Genomic DNA, 14,828 nt, shown 5'->3' on the forward strand with positions numbered 1-14,828 from the left:
TCGAAACCGCTCTGGGGTCTAGCCGGTCCAACCGAGCGGCATCAGCACCGATTTCTGCTCACAGTAGGCGTCGACGCCCTCGGGGCCGTTCTCGCGGCCGATTCCGGAGTTCTTGTAGCCGCCGAACGGTGAGCCGGGATCGAACGCGTACCAGTTGATCGCGTACGTGCCGGTGCGCACGCGCGCCGCGATCTCGGCGCCGTGTTCGACATCGCTGGTCCAGACCGAGCCGGCCAGGCCGTAATCGGAGGCGTTGGCGATGGCGACCGCGTCGTCCTCGGTGTCGTACGGAATCACCGAAAGTACCGGTCCGAAAATCTCTTCCTTGGCGATCGTCGACGAATTGTCGACATCGGCGAAGATGGTCGGTTCGATGAACCAGCCCTTGTCCAGACCCTCCGGCCTGCCGCCGCCGAGCACCAGCCGAGCACCCTCGGCCTTGCCCTTGGCGATGTAGCCTTCGACCCGTTCACGCTGACGCTGTGAGATCAGCGGGCCGAGCTGGGTGGCCGGATCGGTCGGATCGCCGACGGTCATGGTGCGCACGTGGGCAGCCAGAGCCTCGACGATTTCCTCATAGTGGCTGCGCGGCGCCAGGATTCGAGTCTGCGCGACACAACCCTGGCCGCTGTTCATCAACCCGGAGAAAGCCAGCGTCGGGATACTCGCGGCAATATCCATATCCGGCAGCAGGATTGCCGCGGACTTACCGCCGAGTTCCAGCGAGACCGTCTTGAGCTGCTCGGTCGCGATGGCGCCGATCCGGCGGCCGACCGCGGTGCTACCGGTGAAGGTCAGCTTGTCGACGCCCGGATGCGACACCAGGTACTCGGAGGCCTCGGCCTCGGCGGGCAGCACCGACAGCACGCCTTCGGGCAGGCCGGCCTCGGCGAAGATCTCGGCGACCTTGTTGGTGGTCAGCGGCGTCAGCGGCGAGGGCTTGAGCACCACCGTGCAACCGGCGAGCAGCGCAGGCGCCAACTTGTTGACGGCCAGGAACAACGGCACGTTCCATGCGGTGATCGCGGCGACCACGCCGCGCGGCTCACGTGACACCCGGGTGGTGCCGAAAATGCCGGTGCGGGTCTCGTTCCAGGGGAACGATTTCGCCAGGCTCGCGTGGTAGTCGAGGGCCGCGACGGCCGGGATCTGGTTCAGGGTGGTCGCCGCCATCAGCGGTGCGCCCATCTCGGCGGTGAGCGTTGCGGCCAGGTCGGCGCCGCGTTCCTCGATCAGGCGCGCGGCGCGGGTGAGCACCTGGGCGCGTTCTTCCGGCGGCGTCGACGGCCACGGGCCGGAGTCGAAAGCCGCGCGAGCTGCGGTGACCGCGGCGTCGACATCGGCGCGATCGACGGCGGGGACGCTGCCGACCGGCTCCTCGGTGGCCGGGGAGAAGACCTGGATGCGCTCGGTGGTGGCGGGCGCGGTCCAGCGGCCGCCGATGAAAAGGCTGTCGTAATCCATGAGAACACGTTACAGTTTTGTCGTCCGATTGTCTGTAACAGGTTTCAGTTTGGTTGGCGCGCACCCCCATGAGCTGCGTGAATTCCGACCTGTCGGTTCGCTTTTCGTCAGAACGCACTATTGCGTTCTGTTGCTGGACAAGGGATGCTGTAGCTACTGATCAGCTCGCTCGATCCATCGAACCGATACCGCAATTGGGGAGTCCGATTCATGGCGGTGCAAGTGATCGGCCGGTCGTTGATGACAAGCGACCAGACCGAGCATCAAGCTAAGAGCGTTGGCAGCGGCGGTTGGGTAGTTTCCTTTCTACCCGGCCGCACTTTGACCATTGAGCAAGCAACTGCCGCAATGCAGGCCGCCGAGGCCGTCGCGGTGGTCGGTACGCTTGCCGATCTGGTCGGGCTGACCACGCTGGAGACGGTCGGGCTTGCAATGCGGGAGTCGCCGTGGCAGGAGGCCAGGCACGTCACCCGTGGCTGGCGTCAGGCGCTCTGGGTTCGCTGAAAGCGAGCGCCGATTCTGCGCCCGTGTGGGACAGTTCAGTCCGGTTTGATCGCGACAACCACCAGGTTGCTGACGAGTAGCTCACGTAGCCAAGGGATGTGCACCAGCCGCCACGCCCAGCGCGGGTGGTAGCGCGGGAACACCGCGAACACTTCCGCAGGCGTCCGCTGTGCCCAGCGCAGACCATCGGCGGCGCGCACCGCGAACAACGAACGGCCGAACCTGTTCTTGGGCTCGCGGCCATGCTTGCGCCGATACCGGCGGGCCGCGTACTCACCACCCAGGTAATGCCACGGGCCGGTCTCATGCCCACCGAACGGGCCGTGCCACACCGTGTAGGAAAGCACGATCACCCCGCCCGGCCTCGTCACGCGCACCATCTCGTCGGCCATCAGCCACGGATCGGGCACATGCTCGGCGACATTCGACGAAAAACAGATGTCGACCGCGCCATCCCGGAACGGCAGCGCCATCCCGGAGCCGCGCACCGCGCCCGGCACCGTCAAGCCGGCCGCATGCAGCTCCGACGGATCCGGCTCCACCGGGATGTACCTCGCGCCGGTTCTGGCGAACTCGTCGGCGAAGTAGCCCGGCCCACCACCCACATCGATGATCGTCGCGCCAGCCAGATCGCGACCGGTCACATCCGCATAGAAGTCGCTGATCATGGCGGCGCTGTCGGTGGCGATACCGCCGTAGAACACCGCGGGAGCGGTCTGCTCGAACCGGAAACTGCTCAGCAGCCGGAGAGAGCGGCGCAGCGTGGCCCGCTGGGCGAAGCGCGGACGCCGCACCGAACCACGCGCAGCCGTCGGCGTGGTCGGCCGCCCCGGTAGCATCCGGACCTGCGGTGACCACCCAGTCGGCGTTCTATCGGCTCCGATCACGGCGCCGAGTCTCGCACAAACCGCCCGGCGACCCGGTCGCGGCCGGGTCAGCGGCCGGTCAGGGCCGCGATCGGACCACTGTCCAGTCCCGTCCACTAGGGTGTACGTCGATATCCGACGTTCCCGACGGGGACCCGACGACCGGAGAAGCTCGACCGTGCGCGAAGTCCTTTTGCTCTGCTGGCGCGACACGGGGCATCCGCAGGGTGGGGGCAGCGAACGCTACCTCGAGCAGGTCGGCGCCCACCTGGCGGCCCGCGGGGTCACAGTCACCCTGCGCACCGCCCGCTACCCCGGTGCCGCCAAGCGGGAGACCGTCGACGGTATGCACATCAGCCGGGCCGGCGGCCGCTACTCGGTCTATCCGCGTGCACTCGCGGCCATCGCGTTCGGTCGGCTCGGGATCGGGCCGCTGCGCGGTCTACGACCCGATGCGGTGATCGATACCCAGAACGGCATCCCCTTCTTCGCCAGGGCCGCCAGTCGAGCGCCGTCGGTGGTGCTCGTGCACCACGGGCATCGCGAACAGTGGCCCGTCGCGGGCCGGCTGGTGGGCCGTATCGGCTGGTGGATCGAATCGCGGCTGTCGCCACGCGTGCATCGCGACAACCAATACCTCACCGTTTCACTGCCGTCCGCCGAGGAATTGACGACGCTCGGCGTCGACGGTTCTCGCATTGCGGTGGTACGCAACGGAGCTGAACCTGTTCCAGTCGACGCCCCAACGGGAGCGAACGAAACCCGTACCAACGAACCACGGGTGGTGGTGCTGTCACGCCTGGTGCCGCACAAGCAGATCGAGGACGCGCTGTCGGCCGTCGCGCAGCTGCGCGGCCGGATCCCCGGTGTGCAGCTCGATGTCATCGGTGACGGCTGGTGGGCCGACAACCTGAAATCCGTCGCGCGAGAACTGGGTATCGCCGACGCGGTGACCTTCCACGGACACGTCGACGAACGCCGCAAACACGAACTCCTCGCCCGCTCCTGGGTGCACGTCATGCCCTCACGCAAGGAAGGGTGGGGTCTTGCGGTGATCGAGGCCGCGCAGCACGGTGTGCCGACCGTCGGCTACCGATCCTCGCGCGGGCTCACCGACTCCATCGTCGACGGTGTGACGGGCGTGCTCGTCGATGATGTCGATCAGCTGGCCGAATCGGTCGCCGAACTGCTCGATGACGCCCCGACCCGCACCGTCATGGGCGAAAAGGCGCGCTCGCGGGCGCGCGAATTCTCCTGGGGGAGGACAGCTGACGGCGTGTACCAGGTGCTCTCGGCGGCGGCGGAGGGACGCAAGGTTTCCGGTCTGATCCCGCCGGTCTGAGTGCGAAGCAGACCTCGAGCCGCCGTCGTTTCAGCGCCGGGCAGATGACCGAATCGTGAGTAGGGGCGCCAGTAACAGTGCTGCCCAGAGCAGATGCGCGCCGATCACCGCTGCGCGGTGCGCGGTTGCGCGCTCGGTGATGACACCGGGAACGCGATAGAGCGCGAGATCCGGTGTGGTCACCACCGGCTCCAGTTGCGCCAGAGTGTTTTTCGATTCGCCCATCGGACCCGGTGTGCGGTGCTCGACCAGCACCCAGCCGACGCCGAGCGCGGCGAGCTCACTCGGTGAACCACCCGCCAACAGCACACTTTCCACCTGTCGTGCACGTGCCCCCTCGCCGGAAACCCGCTGTCCACGTACCGGAAGCTCACCGGTCTGCAGGACATCGTTCGGCAGCATGCGCGGTGCCGGATCGAGCACTGGAGCGTTTCCGCTGTACGGGAACCGGCGGAACATCCCGCCCGGCAGCACCGCGACATCGCCAGGGCCGTCGACCCGTTCGGCGGCGGCCTGCCACGCCGCCGGGTAACGCACCGCCTGCATCTGTCCACCGACACCCCACGCCAGGTCGATGAGGGGGAGGATCAGCGCGGCGATGAAGACGCCCGCGACGGCGATCGCCGGACCGGCCGAGGACGGTCGGTGGTTGCCGGCCTTGGCGAACTCGCTCCGGTCGTTCCCACTCGCGTCAGGGAAAGGCTGCTGAGCTCCGGCGGCTTCGGTAGGTCCTCCGGCGAAGCGGGCTGCGACGGCCATACATCCTGCGGCGGCACACAGGGCGTATGCGGGCATAGCGAGTGCGACGTACTTCTGGGTGTCGCGCAACAACCCCGCGCCGGGCACCTCGACCACCAGCCATTCGAGAACGTCCATGCCCAAGGCGGTCGCAGCGAGTGCGGGCAGGATCACGGCCGCAAGCGCCAGCCCGAGAAGCCTGCGTCCGGTGCGCACGCCTGCGGCGTCGGGCATCGGTGTCGCCCGGTCCTCGTCCGGCCGTGGCACATCGCCGATGTCCGATGCTGGGGACGAATCTACCGCGACGCCGTTCTCGGCGGCGGTAAGGGAAGAGCCGGCGGGAGTCGATGCCGCGCTTGGGCCGGTTCGGCGAGCTGAATCTCCGGCAACTGTCCGCGCGCCGAGGGCGACCAGCACCAGCAGGATCGCGGTCGCGACCAGGGCGAGCAGTGTGGTGCGCGACCAGGGGACGGCCTCGGCGTTCCAGATGCCGCCGAGGCCGGCGAGGCTGCCGAGGGTGGCGAGGCCGGGTTCGGCGCGGGCGGCAAAGGCAGCGATCCCGGCGGGGTCGGAGGTCTCGGTGCCCGCGCCGGAGACGATGGTGGCGACCAGCCAGGGGGCGGAGGCCGCGACCAGCAGGGCGAGCGCGCCGGGTAGGTTTCGGCGGCCCGCGACGGTGAGGCCGACAATGCCCGCCAGCAGTGCGCCCGTCGGTGTCAGGCCCGCGGCGGCAAAGCATCCGGCCAGGACCGCCCAGTCACGCAGCGCCTGCCTGCCCTTCGCCTTGTCCCGCTGACGCAGCCGGTGCGCTGCCAGCGCCGTCCACGGCAGGGCCGCGTACCCCGTGAGCAGGCTCCAGTGGCCCTGTAGGAGCCGTTCGGCGACAAAGGGATTCCAGATCGCCACCGTGACGGCTACGAGCTGTGCGGCGACTGGAACCCTCAGCAGTTCCCGTGACAGGACCGCCGCACCATATCCCGCGGCCCACAGCGCGACCAGCAGGATCACTTTCACCAGCACGCCCCCGTCGAGCACGGGGGACAGGGCCGCGAGCAGCGCGTCCTGCGGGACGGCGCGGGGCGCGGCGTCACCCAAGCCAAGGGCGGCGTCGGTGAGGTAGGAGCGTGGCGTGCTCACCGCGTCGCGCAGCAGCAGATAGCCGGGGCCGAGCAGTGGCGCCGTGATGACGAGCGTCAGCAGCGCGCTGTAGGTGGCAGGGAGGGCCCCCGCCCACCGGACGCTCCGACTCCAACCGCGCGCACTCACGACTGTGCACCCTACGTTCTGGTGGCGCGGGCGGCGACGACATGCGGCGCCATCGGGGGTGGACACGCGCGATTCCCGGTCGGGGTGCGACGATGGCGGGCGTGCCTGCTGTTCGTCGCCTTCCCGTAATGGCGGACCTGAGCTTGGTGACGGCGGGCGCGATGACGGCCAATGTGGCCGGATACCTGCTCCAATTGCTCGCCGGACGTTGGCTCGGCGTCGCCGGATACAGCGAATTCGCCAGCCTGCTCGCGGTGCAACTGCTGTGTGCGGTGCCCGCGCTGGCGCTGCAGAACGTGGTCGCCAGAGAACTCGTGCGCGGCGCGAGCGTGGCGGCCCTGCGTGGTCTGCAATGGCGGTGCGCGGTGATCGTCGCCGCGGTGGCGGTGGCGCTGATTCCGGTCGTGACCATGGTGCTGGAGGTGAGCCCGGTCGCCTGTGCCGCCGCGCTCATGCCTGCGCCCGCACTGGTGATGCTCGCCGGCGAGCAGGGCGTTCTGCAGGGCAATAGGCGGTTCCGTGGGCTGGCCGTCGTGCTCGGCGCTGCGGGAGTCGCGCGCGTGGTTCCCGCGATCGTGGTGCTCGCGCTGGGTGCAGGTGCCGCGCCCGCGCTGTGGGCGGCGGCGTTCGGTATCGCCGGGGCGGCCGTGTTCGCGCGATACGTGGCGGGGGCGTCGACGGAGGCGGTGCGCGCGCCGGAGGCGGCCGAGCCAGAGGTGGAGGCAGCCGTCGGTGGCGCGGCCTCGCTCGATCTGTACGCCCCGATCACCAGCGCCGGTTTCGCGGGGGTGATCGCGGTGCTGCGGGCCGCGCAGGTGCAGGCGGCGCTGATGGCGTTGTCGTCGGCCGACCTGATCGTGGTGCGGATCGTCCTGAACGAGGATGACGCCAGCCGCTACGCGCTCGGCACCATGGCCACCAAGATCGCCTTCTGGCTGCCCGCAGCCGTCGGGATGGTGCTGTATCCCCGGATGGCCCAGCCCGGACACTCGGCGGGTGCGATCCGTTCGGCGCTGGCGGTATTGTCCGGGATCGGCGTCATCGCAGTGCTCGGCGCGGCCGTCGCCGCCCCGCTGGCGCCCCTGTTCGCCGGGGAGGACTACGCGCCGATTCAGGGCCTGCTGTGGTTGTTCGCCTTGCACGGCGCGGTTCTCGCGGTGCTCCAGGGCGCGCTGCTGTCCGCGATCGCCGTCGACCGCACCTCCCTCGCCGCCGTCACCTGGCTCGGCCTGGCGATCGAGCTGGTGCTGATGCTGGCCTTCGCCCGCACCATCCCGTCGCTCATCGCCACCGCCGCGAGCGTCGCTGCCGCCACCACCGCGATCGTCGCGGTCGTGGTGCTCTACACCGCCGCTCGCCAACCAGCGCAGGCTGAATCCGACTCCTGATCGCGGGTTCGGCCGGCACGGCCGGTCCCGGAGTGCGCCTCGGGCCCCAACGAAAACAACTCGGCTCCCCGGCGTGATTGCCGGGGAGCCGAGTTGATTCAGCTACTTACCGCTGAGCGATCAGGGCTTCTCGGGAAGCTTGATCGTCTCGGTCGGTGCGTCCGCGTCACCACGGCGCGGGGCCGACGGTGTGGTGGGCGCCGCGGGCGCCGGACGACGGGGCGGCACACCGCCACGGCCGGCGGTGGCAGCCGCGCCGCCGCCGCGCACACCGAGAACGATGCCCGCGATCAGCGCGATCACGCCGAGGACGCCGAGGATGATCGGCACGATCCGGCCGAACAGCGACAGCTTGTCGATGTTCTCCTTGGCGACATCCAGCTGCGACTCGATAGTGGGCTCATCGAAGGCCAGGGTCGCCTTCAGTGCGGTGACCTGGGGCTTGTCGCCGGTCTCGCCGTAGTACATGTGGATGGCCTCTTGGCCGTCGACGACGGTGCCGGTCTCCGGCTCCACGAACAGGTCGCGGGTGTTGGTGTACCAGCGGTACATGGTGATGTCACCCTCGCCCTCGACGCCCCACTTCGCGGCGGGCAGGGTGAGCTTGTAGGCAGGCTGCTGGCTGGCTTCCCACAGGTTCGCCGGCGGGACGACCTGCTGGAAGTGGTAGACCTTGGTGCCGTTGATCTCGGTCTCTTCGATGAACTTGGCATCGGAGGTGACGCGGGCGGTCCGGTCGAAGTACGGGTAGTCCTTCTTCTCGGTGCCGATCGGGAAGCGGTACTGCAGGCCTTCACGCTTGAACGGTTCGGCGACGCTCTCGCCTTCTTTGTTCACGGTGGCCGCGATCGAGCCGTTCGGGTCCTCGTCCACCGGCTCACCGGACTTGCGGTCGATGGTGACCCGGTCGACCTCGGCGGTCAGCAGGCCGGTGTCGCCCTGCTTGTCGGTGCGACGCAGCGTCGTGCCCGCCTGGACGGTCATCTCGGTCGCGTCCGACGGCTCCTCGACGGTGACGAACCGCTGGAAGACCAGCGGCACATCCTTGTCGACCTTCGCCGAGCCCTCGGGGGCGGTCAACGATTTGGAGTCGAGCACGAGGCTCTCCGTGCCCTCGGCATTGGTGGCGACGGTGGTGATCTCGAGGTCGAGGGGAGTCTTCGCCATCTTGCTCAAGGTATAAGTCGGGATCATCAGCGCGGCCACGATGAGCAGCGCGCCGAGGCCCACGAGCAGGCAGGCAACCGTCCTTTTGGTTCCGGCACTCTGTGCCATGCAAAGTCTCCTCGTTGTAGAACACGGGTCGCTCCGTCGGTACTGTGGGCATGCCGCAGCACTCGTGAGCCCCGACACTAACAGCCCGGTCGTGAACCACACCGTGTCGAGGCCGGAATCGGACCTAAAATCGCCCGAGTCTAGCGCGAAAAGTGAAATGTCGGATTCTCATGTCGAAAGCCACAGGGCAGACTGGACTCGATGATCGCGACCGCACCCACCGCAACGGACGCCCCGGCTCGTCCTCGCGCATTCCTGCCCGCGCTCGAAGGTATGCGCGGAATGGCGGCACTCGGTGTCTTGCTCACTCACGTCGCCTTCCAGACGGCGGCGACCGGGGTGCCGGTGCTCGGCAGGCTGCTGGAACGCTTCGATATGGCGGTGGCGGTGTTCTTCGCGCTGTCGGGATTCCTGCTGTGGCGCCCGCACGCCGCAGCGGCCCGCGGCCTCGGCAAGGCACCCGGCGTCGGCCGCTACCTGCGCCACCGTGCCGCACGCATCCTGCCCGCGTACTGGGTGGTGGTGTGTGTGGTGCTCGTGCTGCTGCCGAGCGCGGCCGATACCGCGGGATTCCGGGTATGGCTGTCGAATCTCGCGCTGCTGCAGGTGTTCATCCCCCTGACGTTGACCGACGGATTGACCCAGATGTGGAGTCTGTCGGTGGAAGTGGCTTTCTATCTGGTGCTGCCGCTGCTGGCTTTCGCACTGTCGGGGTTGCGTGGTTCGGCGGCGCGCGCGCGGATTCCGGCGGTGCTCGCGCTCGGAGTGATCAGTCTGTCCTGGAATTTCCTTCCGGTGCCGACGCCGGATGCCATTCACGCCGACAATTGGCTGCCCGGATATTTGCCGTGGTTCGCCGGGGGCATGCTGCTCGCCGAATTGGCTCTCGATAGCAGGCCGCTATTGCGTCTTCGCCGGATCGCGGGCAATCAGTGGTTGATGTGGAGTGTGGCCCTTGTGGTCTTCCTGATCTCGGCCACGAACTTCGGCGGGCCCGCCGGGCTGACGCGCGCCGAGCCGTGGCAGTACGCCGCCAAGATGGCGCTCGGCGCGCTGATCGGATTCACCTTGCTCGCGCCGCTGATCCTGCGCGACTCCGCGGCGGCGCCGCATCGCTGGCTGGAGTCGCCGGTGTGCCAAGCGATCGGCCGCTGGTCTTACGGCATCTTCATCTGGCACCTCGTGGTGCTGTCGATCGTCTTCCCCGTGTTCGGAATCATCCCGTTCAGCGGCGATTTCCTGCTCGTGCTCATCCTGACCATCGCCATCACCCTGCCTATCTCCGCGGCGAGCTACGCCCTCATCGAGGAGCCGGTGCGCCGCTACGTGCGTCGCCGGGACCAGCTTGCGGCGGCGCGCAAGGCGGAGTCGGCCGCGCAGCAATAGCAATGCGACGGCCGGTCTATTCGTGGCGCGCGGCCTCGTCGTCGTGGCCGGTCTCGTCGTCGGCGCTGCCGGCGTCATCCTCGGCGCTGCGCACCGGAAGTGCCGCGATCCCGACCGCGATGACGGCGATGAGCGCGGGCAACTGCACCCACAGCGAACCGCCCATATAGCCGCTGGATGAGCGCCACGGCCCGGTGGACAGAGCGGCGGCCGAGAGCACGGTGCCGATGCCCGCGGTGACAACGAGCGCGGTGCGCGGAATCCGGTGGACGAAGCGCATCAGTGCGAGACCGGCTGCGGTGAGTGCGGTGCCGACCGGGCCGGAGATGATCGTGGTGGCGGCGGTGAGACCGACGGCGGGGAGCCAGCGGGTGCGCCAGGTGCGTGGTGCGGGGCCGTCGGCGAGGGCGCGGCCGCGGCGGGGGAACGCGAGTACCGCGAGCGGGATCAGCAGCAACAGGCCGCCGAAAATCGCCAGGCGGTACCAGCGGTCGACCGGGAACGCGATGGTGATCGGCCCTGTCGTGCCCTCGGGCAGCAGCCAGCCCTGCTTCCAGCCGTCGACGACGATCGGTTCGAGTTCCCGTCCGTCCTCGGTCTCGGCGGTCCAGCCCACGTTCGTGCTCAACGGGAGAACCAGAAGCTGCGGGCCGGTTGCCTGGTCAGGTGCGGCAGGCACCGGGTCGACCGCGGGGTTGTCCAGGCGCAACCGGTCGACGAAGAACAGTTCGGTCGGGGCCGCGATCACATCGACCCGACCAGGGAAGAGGTCGACGGTAGCCGTTGGACTTGTGCAGACGCGCGCGGAAACCGGTGCACCCGAACGCAGTTCGGCAGCGGTCGCGGTAATCGAGGTCTGGAAAACCTGCCCGCCCAACGCCACCGTCGGCCCGTCCGCGCACCCGACCGTGATCAGCCGGTTCGGGTCGGCGGGCGCCGGATAGTCCGGGCCGAGCACCGACACCTCGGCCAGTCCGGGCGGCTGGGACTGGGCGAAACCGAGGGCGGTGCGGTCGAGCACCGGCGCCCAGCTCTGGATGCTGAGTTCGATGCGATCGGTGACCGTTGGATGCAGAGAGATCCGGGTCGTTCCGTCCTCGTCGAGCTCACGGACCTGCGGACCGTTGCCGAGGTTCACTGACACCGCGGTCGGCGCGGCGGGCAGGCCGCCCAGTGACGGCGTGATCTCGAGGCCGTCGACGAGTGCCGGTTCGGGCAGCTCGATGGTCAGAGTGGGTTTGGCGCCGAGTAGGTTGCGCACCGAATCCTCGGGTGCGGTCCAACTGGTGCGTGGGTCGCCGTCGGTGGCGGCGAAGGCTGATCCGCGCAGGTCACCCACATCGGACTTACCACGGGCGATCGGGCGGCTCGGATCGGTGAGCAGTGCCTCCAGCGCGGGACCTTGTCGGGTGCGCACGGTCAGTTCGGGCGTGACCGCCACCGGCTCGGGAACCGATAACGTCCGCTGGAAGGCGCCCATTTCCTCGGGTGCGAGCGCCAGCCCCTTTCCGCAACGCACCCGGTCCGGAGTGTCGAAACAGGCGCTGCGCCCAGGGAATTCCTGCCCGAGGTCCCAGCCAGCGACGGCAGCCCCCTCCGGGGCGGGTGGCAGCACGGTCCGATGCTGGATGTCGACGCGCACCGGGGCGTCGCGCACCGAGTAGTCGTCGAGTGTGAGTTCGCTGATGCCGAACTGTCCGCCACCCGTGCCGTCCTTGGTGCGGATAGCGGTAACGGTCAGCCAGCTGGTCGAACCGGCGGGCAACGAAATCGACACCTGCGCACCGGGTTCGGAGATACGGGCGGACACGCTGCCGTTGTCTGTGCGCACCTCAACCCATTTCACCGGATCGCCGATCGCCGCCGCGCTGGTGGTCAAGCGCAGCAGCCCGGAACGGATGGGCTGATCGAGATCGAGCCGAAGCCATTGACCCACCGCGCGTTCGGCGCCATTGCTGACCCACCCGGTCGCGGGATCGCCGTCGACGGCGGCCACGGTAGAACTGCCGGGCGCGGAACCGCCGAGCTGGGTGGCATCGGCGGCCGAGCTGGACGCGGTGACGGTCGCGCCGGTCCATTCACCGCGCACCAATTCCGCTCCGGGAACGGGGTAGTCGGGCACCAGGTTATGGGTGCGCCGCGCGTCATCCGGTGCGCGCAACGCCGAATTATGGTTGTCCACCTTGCCGAAGTCGGCTTCCCGCGCCATCGGGGTGTCGGTGAGGATGACTGGCCCCATCGGCAGTCCGGCGCGCTGGGCGTCGGCAGCCAGTAGACGAGGGTCGGCACCCGCGCCGGGATCGCGATTCAGGCGCTCCAGCACCTCGGGCCCGCCCTGCACGGTGGGCACCGTATTCAGCGGGACGGTATAGGCGCCGGCGAGCGAATCGGGTGCGCCGGTGCCGCTGCGCAGGTCGGCGGGGGTGCCGGGGGTCGGGATCTCGACCCGGTAGATCTCGATCGCCGGATAGGCGGGCCGCAGATCGCCGTCGGCGACCAGCCCGTCGGCAATGACACCGGCTTCGATCGGATCGCCGAACTCGGCCACCTTGTGCAGCCCCGGCGAACTGTCGAGCGCCTGATGAGCGAGCATGGGCCGGGTCGAGCGCGAGGTATCCGGGTCGAGGTCGTTGCGCAACACCACGACGCCGATTCCTTGACCGGCCAATGTCGCGGCCAGCCCGGCCGACGGCCGTCCGTCGGCGATCAGCCGCTGCACCGAATCCATCGCGCGGATTGTGCCCGGCGGATTGAGCGGCACCGCGTCGCGTACCGCCCACGGTGTCTGCGCCAGCGCCTGGAGCGGCTCGTCGCGAGTCAGACCCCACACCTGACTGCCGAACGGCGCACCGGGTACGACAAGGGCTCGGGTGTCGGCGGCATTGTGCTCCAGCCACTGCGCGGTCTGGCGCCAGTAATCGGGTACCTCGTCGTAGGCGCCGCGCGGTGCGAGCTTCCCGGTCCAGGCCAATGAGGTTGACAAGGCGAGCGCGGTGAGAATCAATGCCGCCACCGCCACTTTCCGGTCCCGTTCGGGATGGGCGAACGCGCTGCGCCAGACCGGCATCGGCACCGAGGCGGGCAGCGGGACGCGAGCGATGAGATGGGCGAGACCGAGCACCAGCGGGATCCGGATGAGCGGCTCGAGCTTGTGCACATTGCGCAGCGGTGCACCGCTCGAATCCAGGAAGACCCGCACCGATTCGGCGAACGGACCACCGAGTTCGCCGACGTATCCGGCGCTGATACCGACCAGCCCGACGCACAGGATCAACGTCAGCCGCCCACGTCCCGGCATCGACCGCATCGCCAGCCCTGCCATACCCGCTGCTGCGATCAGCCCGGTCGCCAGCACTGCGGCAGGCTGGGTGACCAGCACGGCGCCCGCGATGCGTTCCGGTGAGACGAACGGCGTCCAACTGTCGGTGCCGCGCAGCACTTCACCGAGCGAGGCCCACTGGGTGGTGACGCCCGAGGATTCGATGAAGTCCAAGAACGGCGGGCTCACCCGGCCGAGCAGCAGCAGCGGCACCGCCCACCAGAACGTCGCGAGCACCAGCAGCGGAACCCACGCAAGGGTGAAGCGCCACCATCGCCGATTCGGCCGGTAGGAAGCCCACCACAGCAGAGCCGGCAGGAACGCCGCGACGGTCGCCACCGCGTTCACCGCGCCCATCAGCGCCAACGCCAGTGCGCTGCCCGCGGGTGATCGCGCACCGCCGCGTCGTCGCTGGTAAGCCGTACCGAGTGCGGCGGGAGCCAACAGCACCCATGGCGCCAGCACCATCGGCAGCGTTTCCGATGAGATCGACCCGAGAGTGGTCAGTACCCGCGGCGACAGTGTGAACGCGACCGCCGCGACTCCCCGTGAGCCCCGGCTGCCGATCCCGAGCGTTTCGCACAGCCGCACGATGCCCCAGAATCCCGCGAGCAGCAGCAGCGCCCACCAGATCCGCTGGGTAACCCAGGCAGGGAGTCCGAGCAGGTCGCCGAGAGAGAAGAACGTCCCGTGCGGGAAGAAATAGCCGTAAGCCTGGTTTTGCACCTGCCCCATCGGCGCCTGGCTGCTCCACATATGTGAAGCGCGGTCCAGGAACCCGAGCGGGTTCTCGGCCAGGTCGTATTTGGTGTCGGCGACGGTGAGGCCGGGAGCTTGGAGGAATGTCAGCAGGAACGCGGCGACGACCGTGCCCGCGAACCAGCGTGTGCCCAGTGGGGCGGTCTCGGAAGCGGGGGCGTCGGCCGTATTCGCACGCGGATCACCTGTACCCATGGGCGACCGGTCGGTATCCGGCCGACTCACTGGGGTTCGGGTGGCATCGGGCATCTCATGGGTATCGGTCGGCATCTCAGGGCATCGAATCGAGCACACGCGAGGATAGCCGCGTCATTCGCAGGACCGGGCTCGTGCGAGGTGGACGCCAGGCGAATCGCCGATGTGACGGGGTCACGAAAGCGCGACAGCCGGTCGAGCCGAATAGTTGCCCGTGGCACCGGTTGATCGCGGTGTTCTCACGGGGCTCCGGACCGTAGCGCTGCACAGGTTCGGCGTGCACCACGGTCGGTGGATCGCTCACGCCGGGCGCGAGCGATCCGAGG

At 68.8% G+C, this 14,828-nt stretch carries 9 protein-coding genes; 4 read left to right on the top strand and 5 right to left on the bottom strand.

The genetic code is table 11. The features are described from left to right. Positions 1-18: 18 nt before the first annotated feature. On the bottom strand, positions 19-1,464 hold the full coding sequence (locus GV792_RS06200) for an aldehyde dehydrogenase (RefSeq protein ID WP_163822636.1): 1,446 nt from the start codon (positions 1,462-1,464) through the stop codon (positions 19-21). Between the two features lie 210 nt (positions 1,465-1,674). Between GV792_RS06200 and GV792_RS06205 the strand changes: the two genes are divergently transcribed. Then, complete coding sequence (locus GV792_RS06205) at positions 1,675-1,968, top strand: hypothetical protein (RefSeq protein ID WP_163822637.1); 294 nt, start codon at positions 1,675-1,677, stop codon at positions 1,966-1,968. A 35-nt stretch (positions 1,969-2,003) separates the two neighbouring features. Here the strand turns inward: GV792_RS06205 and GV792_RS06210 are convergent, their stop codons facing one another. After that, positions 2,004-2,807, bottom strand: coding sequence for a class I SAM-dependent methyltransferase (locus GV792_RS06210; RefSeq protein ID WP_163822729.1), 804 nt, complete (start codon positions 2,805-2,807; stop codon positions 2,004-2,006). A 205-nt stretch (positions 2,808-3,012) separates the two neighbouring features. Between GV792_RS06210 and GV792_RS06215 the strand changes: the two genes are divergently transcribed. Beyond that, complete coding sequence (locus tag GV792_RS06215; protein ID WP_163822638.1) at positions 3,013-4,176, top strand: glycosyltransferase family 4 protein; 1,164 nt, start codon at positions 3,013-3,015, stop codon at positions 4,174-4,176. A gap of 30 nt (positions 4,177-4,206) precedes the next feature. Here the strand turns inward: GV792_RS06215 and GV792_RS06220 are convergent, their stop codons facing one another. Beyond that, positions 4,207-6,180, bottom strand: coding sequence for a hypothetical protein (locus GV792_RS06220; protein ID WP_175583963.1), 1,974 nt, complete (start codon positions 6,178-6,180; stop codon positions 4,207-4,209). Between the two features lie 128 nt (positions 6,181-6,308). Between GV792_RS06220 and GV792_RS06225 the strand changes: the two genes are divergently transcribed. Next, entirely contained in the window at positions 6,309-7,568 is a 1,260-nt protein-coding gene (locus GV792_RS06225) for a polysaccharide biosynthesis protein (RefSeq protein WP_175583115.1), read from the top strand. Between the two features lie 120 nt (positions 7,569-7,688). Here GV792_RS06225 and GV792_RS06230 read toward each other — a convergent pair whose 3' ends face one another. Continuing rightward, on the bottom strand, positions 7,689-8,843 hold the full coding sequence (locus GV792_RS06230) for a DUF3068 domain-containing protein (RefSeq protein ID WP_163822640.1): 1,155 nt from the start codon (positions 8,841-8,843) through the stop codon (positions 7,689-7,691). A gap of 201 nt (positions 8,844-9,044) precedes the next feature. Between GV792_RS06230 and GV792_RS06235 the strand changes: the two genes are divergently transcribed. Next, positions 9,045-10,229 carry an acyltransferase family protein gene (locus tag GV792_RS06235; RefSeq protein ID WP_163822641.1) on the top strand — a complete coding sequence of 395 codons (1,185 nt, stop codon included), beginning with the start codon at positions 9,045-9,047 and terminating at the stop codon, positions 10,227-10,229. A 16-nt stretch (positions 10,230-10,245) separates the two neighbouring features. On the opposite strand, the gene GV792_RS06240 is transcribed toward GV792_RS06235, so the two are convergent. Continuing rightward, a complete protein-coding gene (locus GV792_RS06240) occupies positions 10,246-14,502 on the bottom strand; it encodes an alpha-(1->3)-arabinofuranosyltransferase (RefSeq protein ID WP_256673766.1) in 4,257 nt (1,418 codons plus the stop codon). Between the last annotated feature and the right edge of the window lie 326 nt (positions 14,503-14,828).

The organism is Nocardia cyriacigeorgica (assembly GCF_010868145.1).
Classification (GTDB): Bacteria; Actinomycetota; Actinomycetes; order Mycobacteriales; family Mycobacteriaceae; genus Nocardia; species Nocardia cyriacigeorgica_D.

Coding starts and splice junctions, on each gene's coding strand:
- GV792_RS06200 (WP_163822636.1), bottom strand. CDS start 1,464: ATGGATTACGACAGCCTTTTCATCGGCGGCCGCTGGACCGCGCCCGCC.
- GV792_RS06205 (WP_163822637.1), top strand. CDS start 1,675: ATGGCGGTGCAAGTGATCGGCCGGTCGTTGATGACAAGCGACCAGACC.
- GV792_RS06210 (WP_163822729.1), bottom strand. CDS start 2,807: ATGCTACCGGGGCGGCCGACCACGCCGACGGCTGCGCGTGGTTCGGTG.
- GV792_RS06225 (WP_175583115.1), top strand. CDS start 6,309: ATGGCGGACCTGAGCTTGGTGACGGCGGGCGCGATGACGGCCAATGTG.
- GV792_RS06230 (WP_163822640.1), bottom strand. CDS start 8,843: ATGGCACAGAGTGCCGGAACCAAAAGGACGGTTGCCTGCCTGCTCGTG.
- GV792_RS06235 (WP_163822641.1), top strand. CDS start 9,045: ATGATCGCGACCGCACCCACCGCAACGGACGCCCCGGCTCGTCCTCGC.
- GV792_RS06240 (WP_256673766.1), bottom strand. CDS start 14,502: ATGGGTACAGGTGATCCGCGTGCGAATACGGCCGACGCCCCCGCTTCC.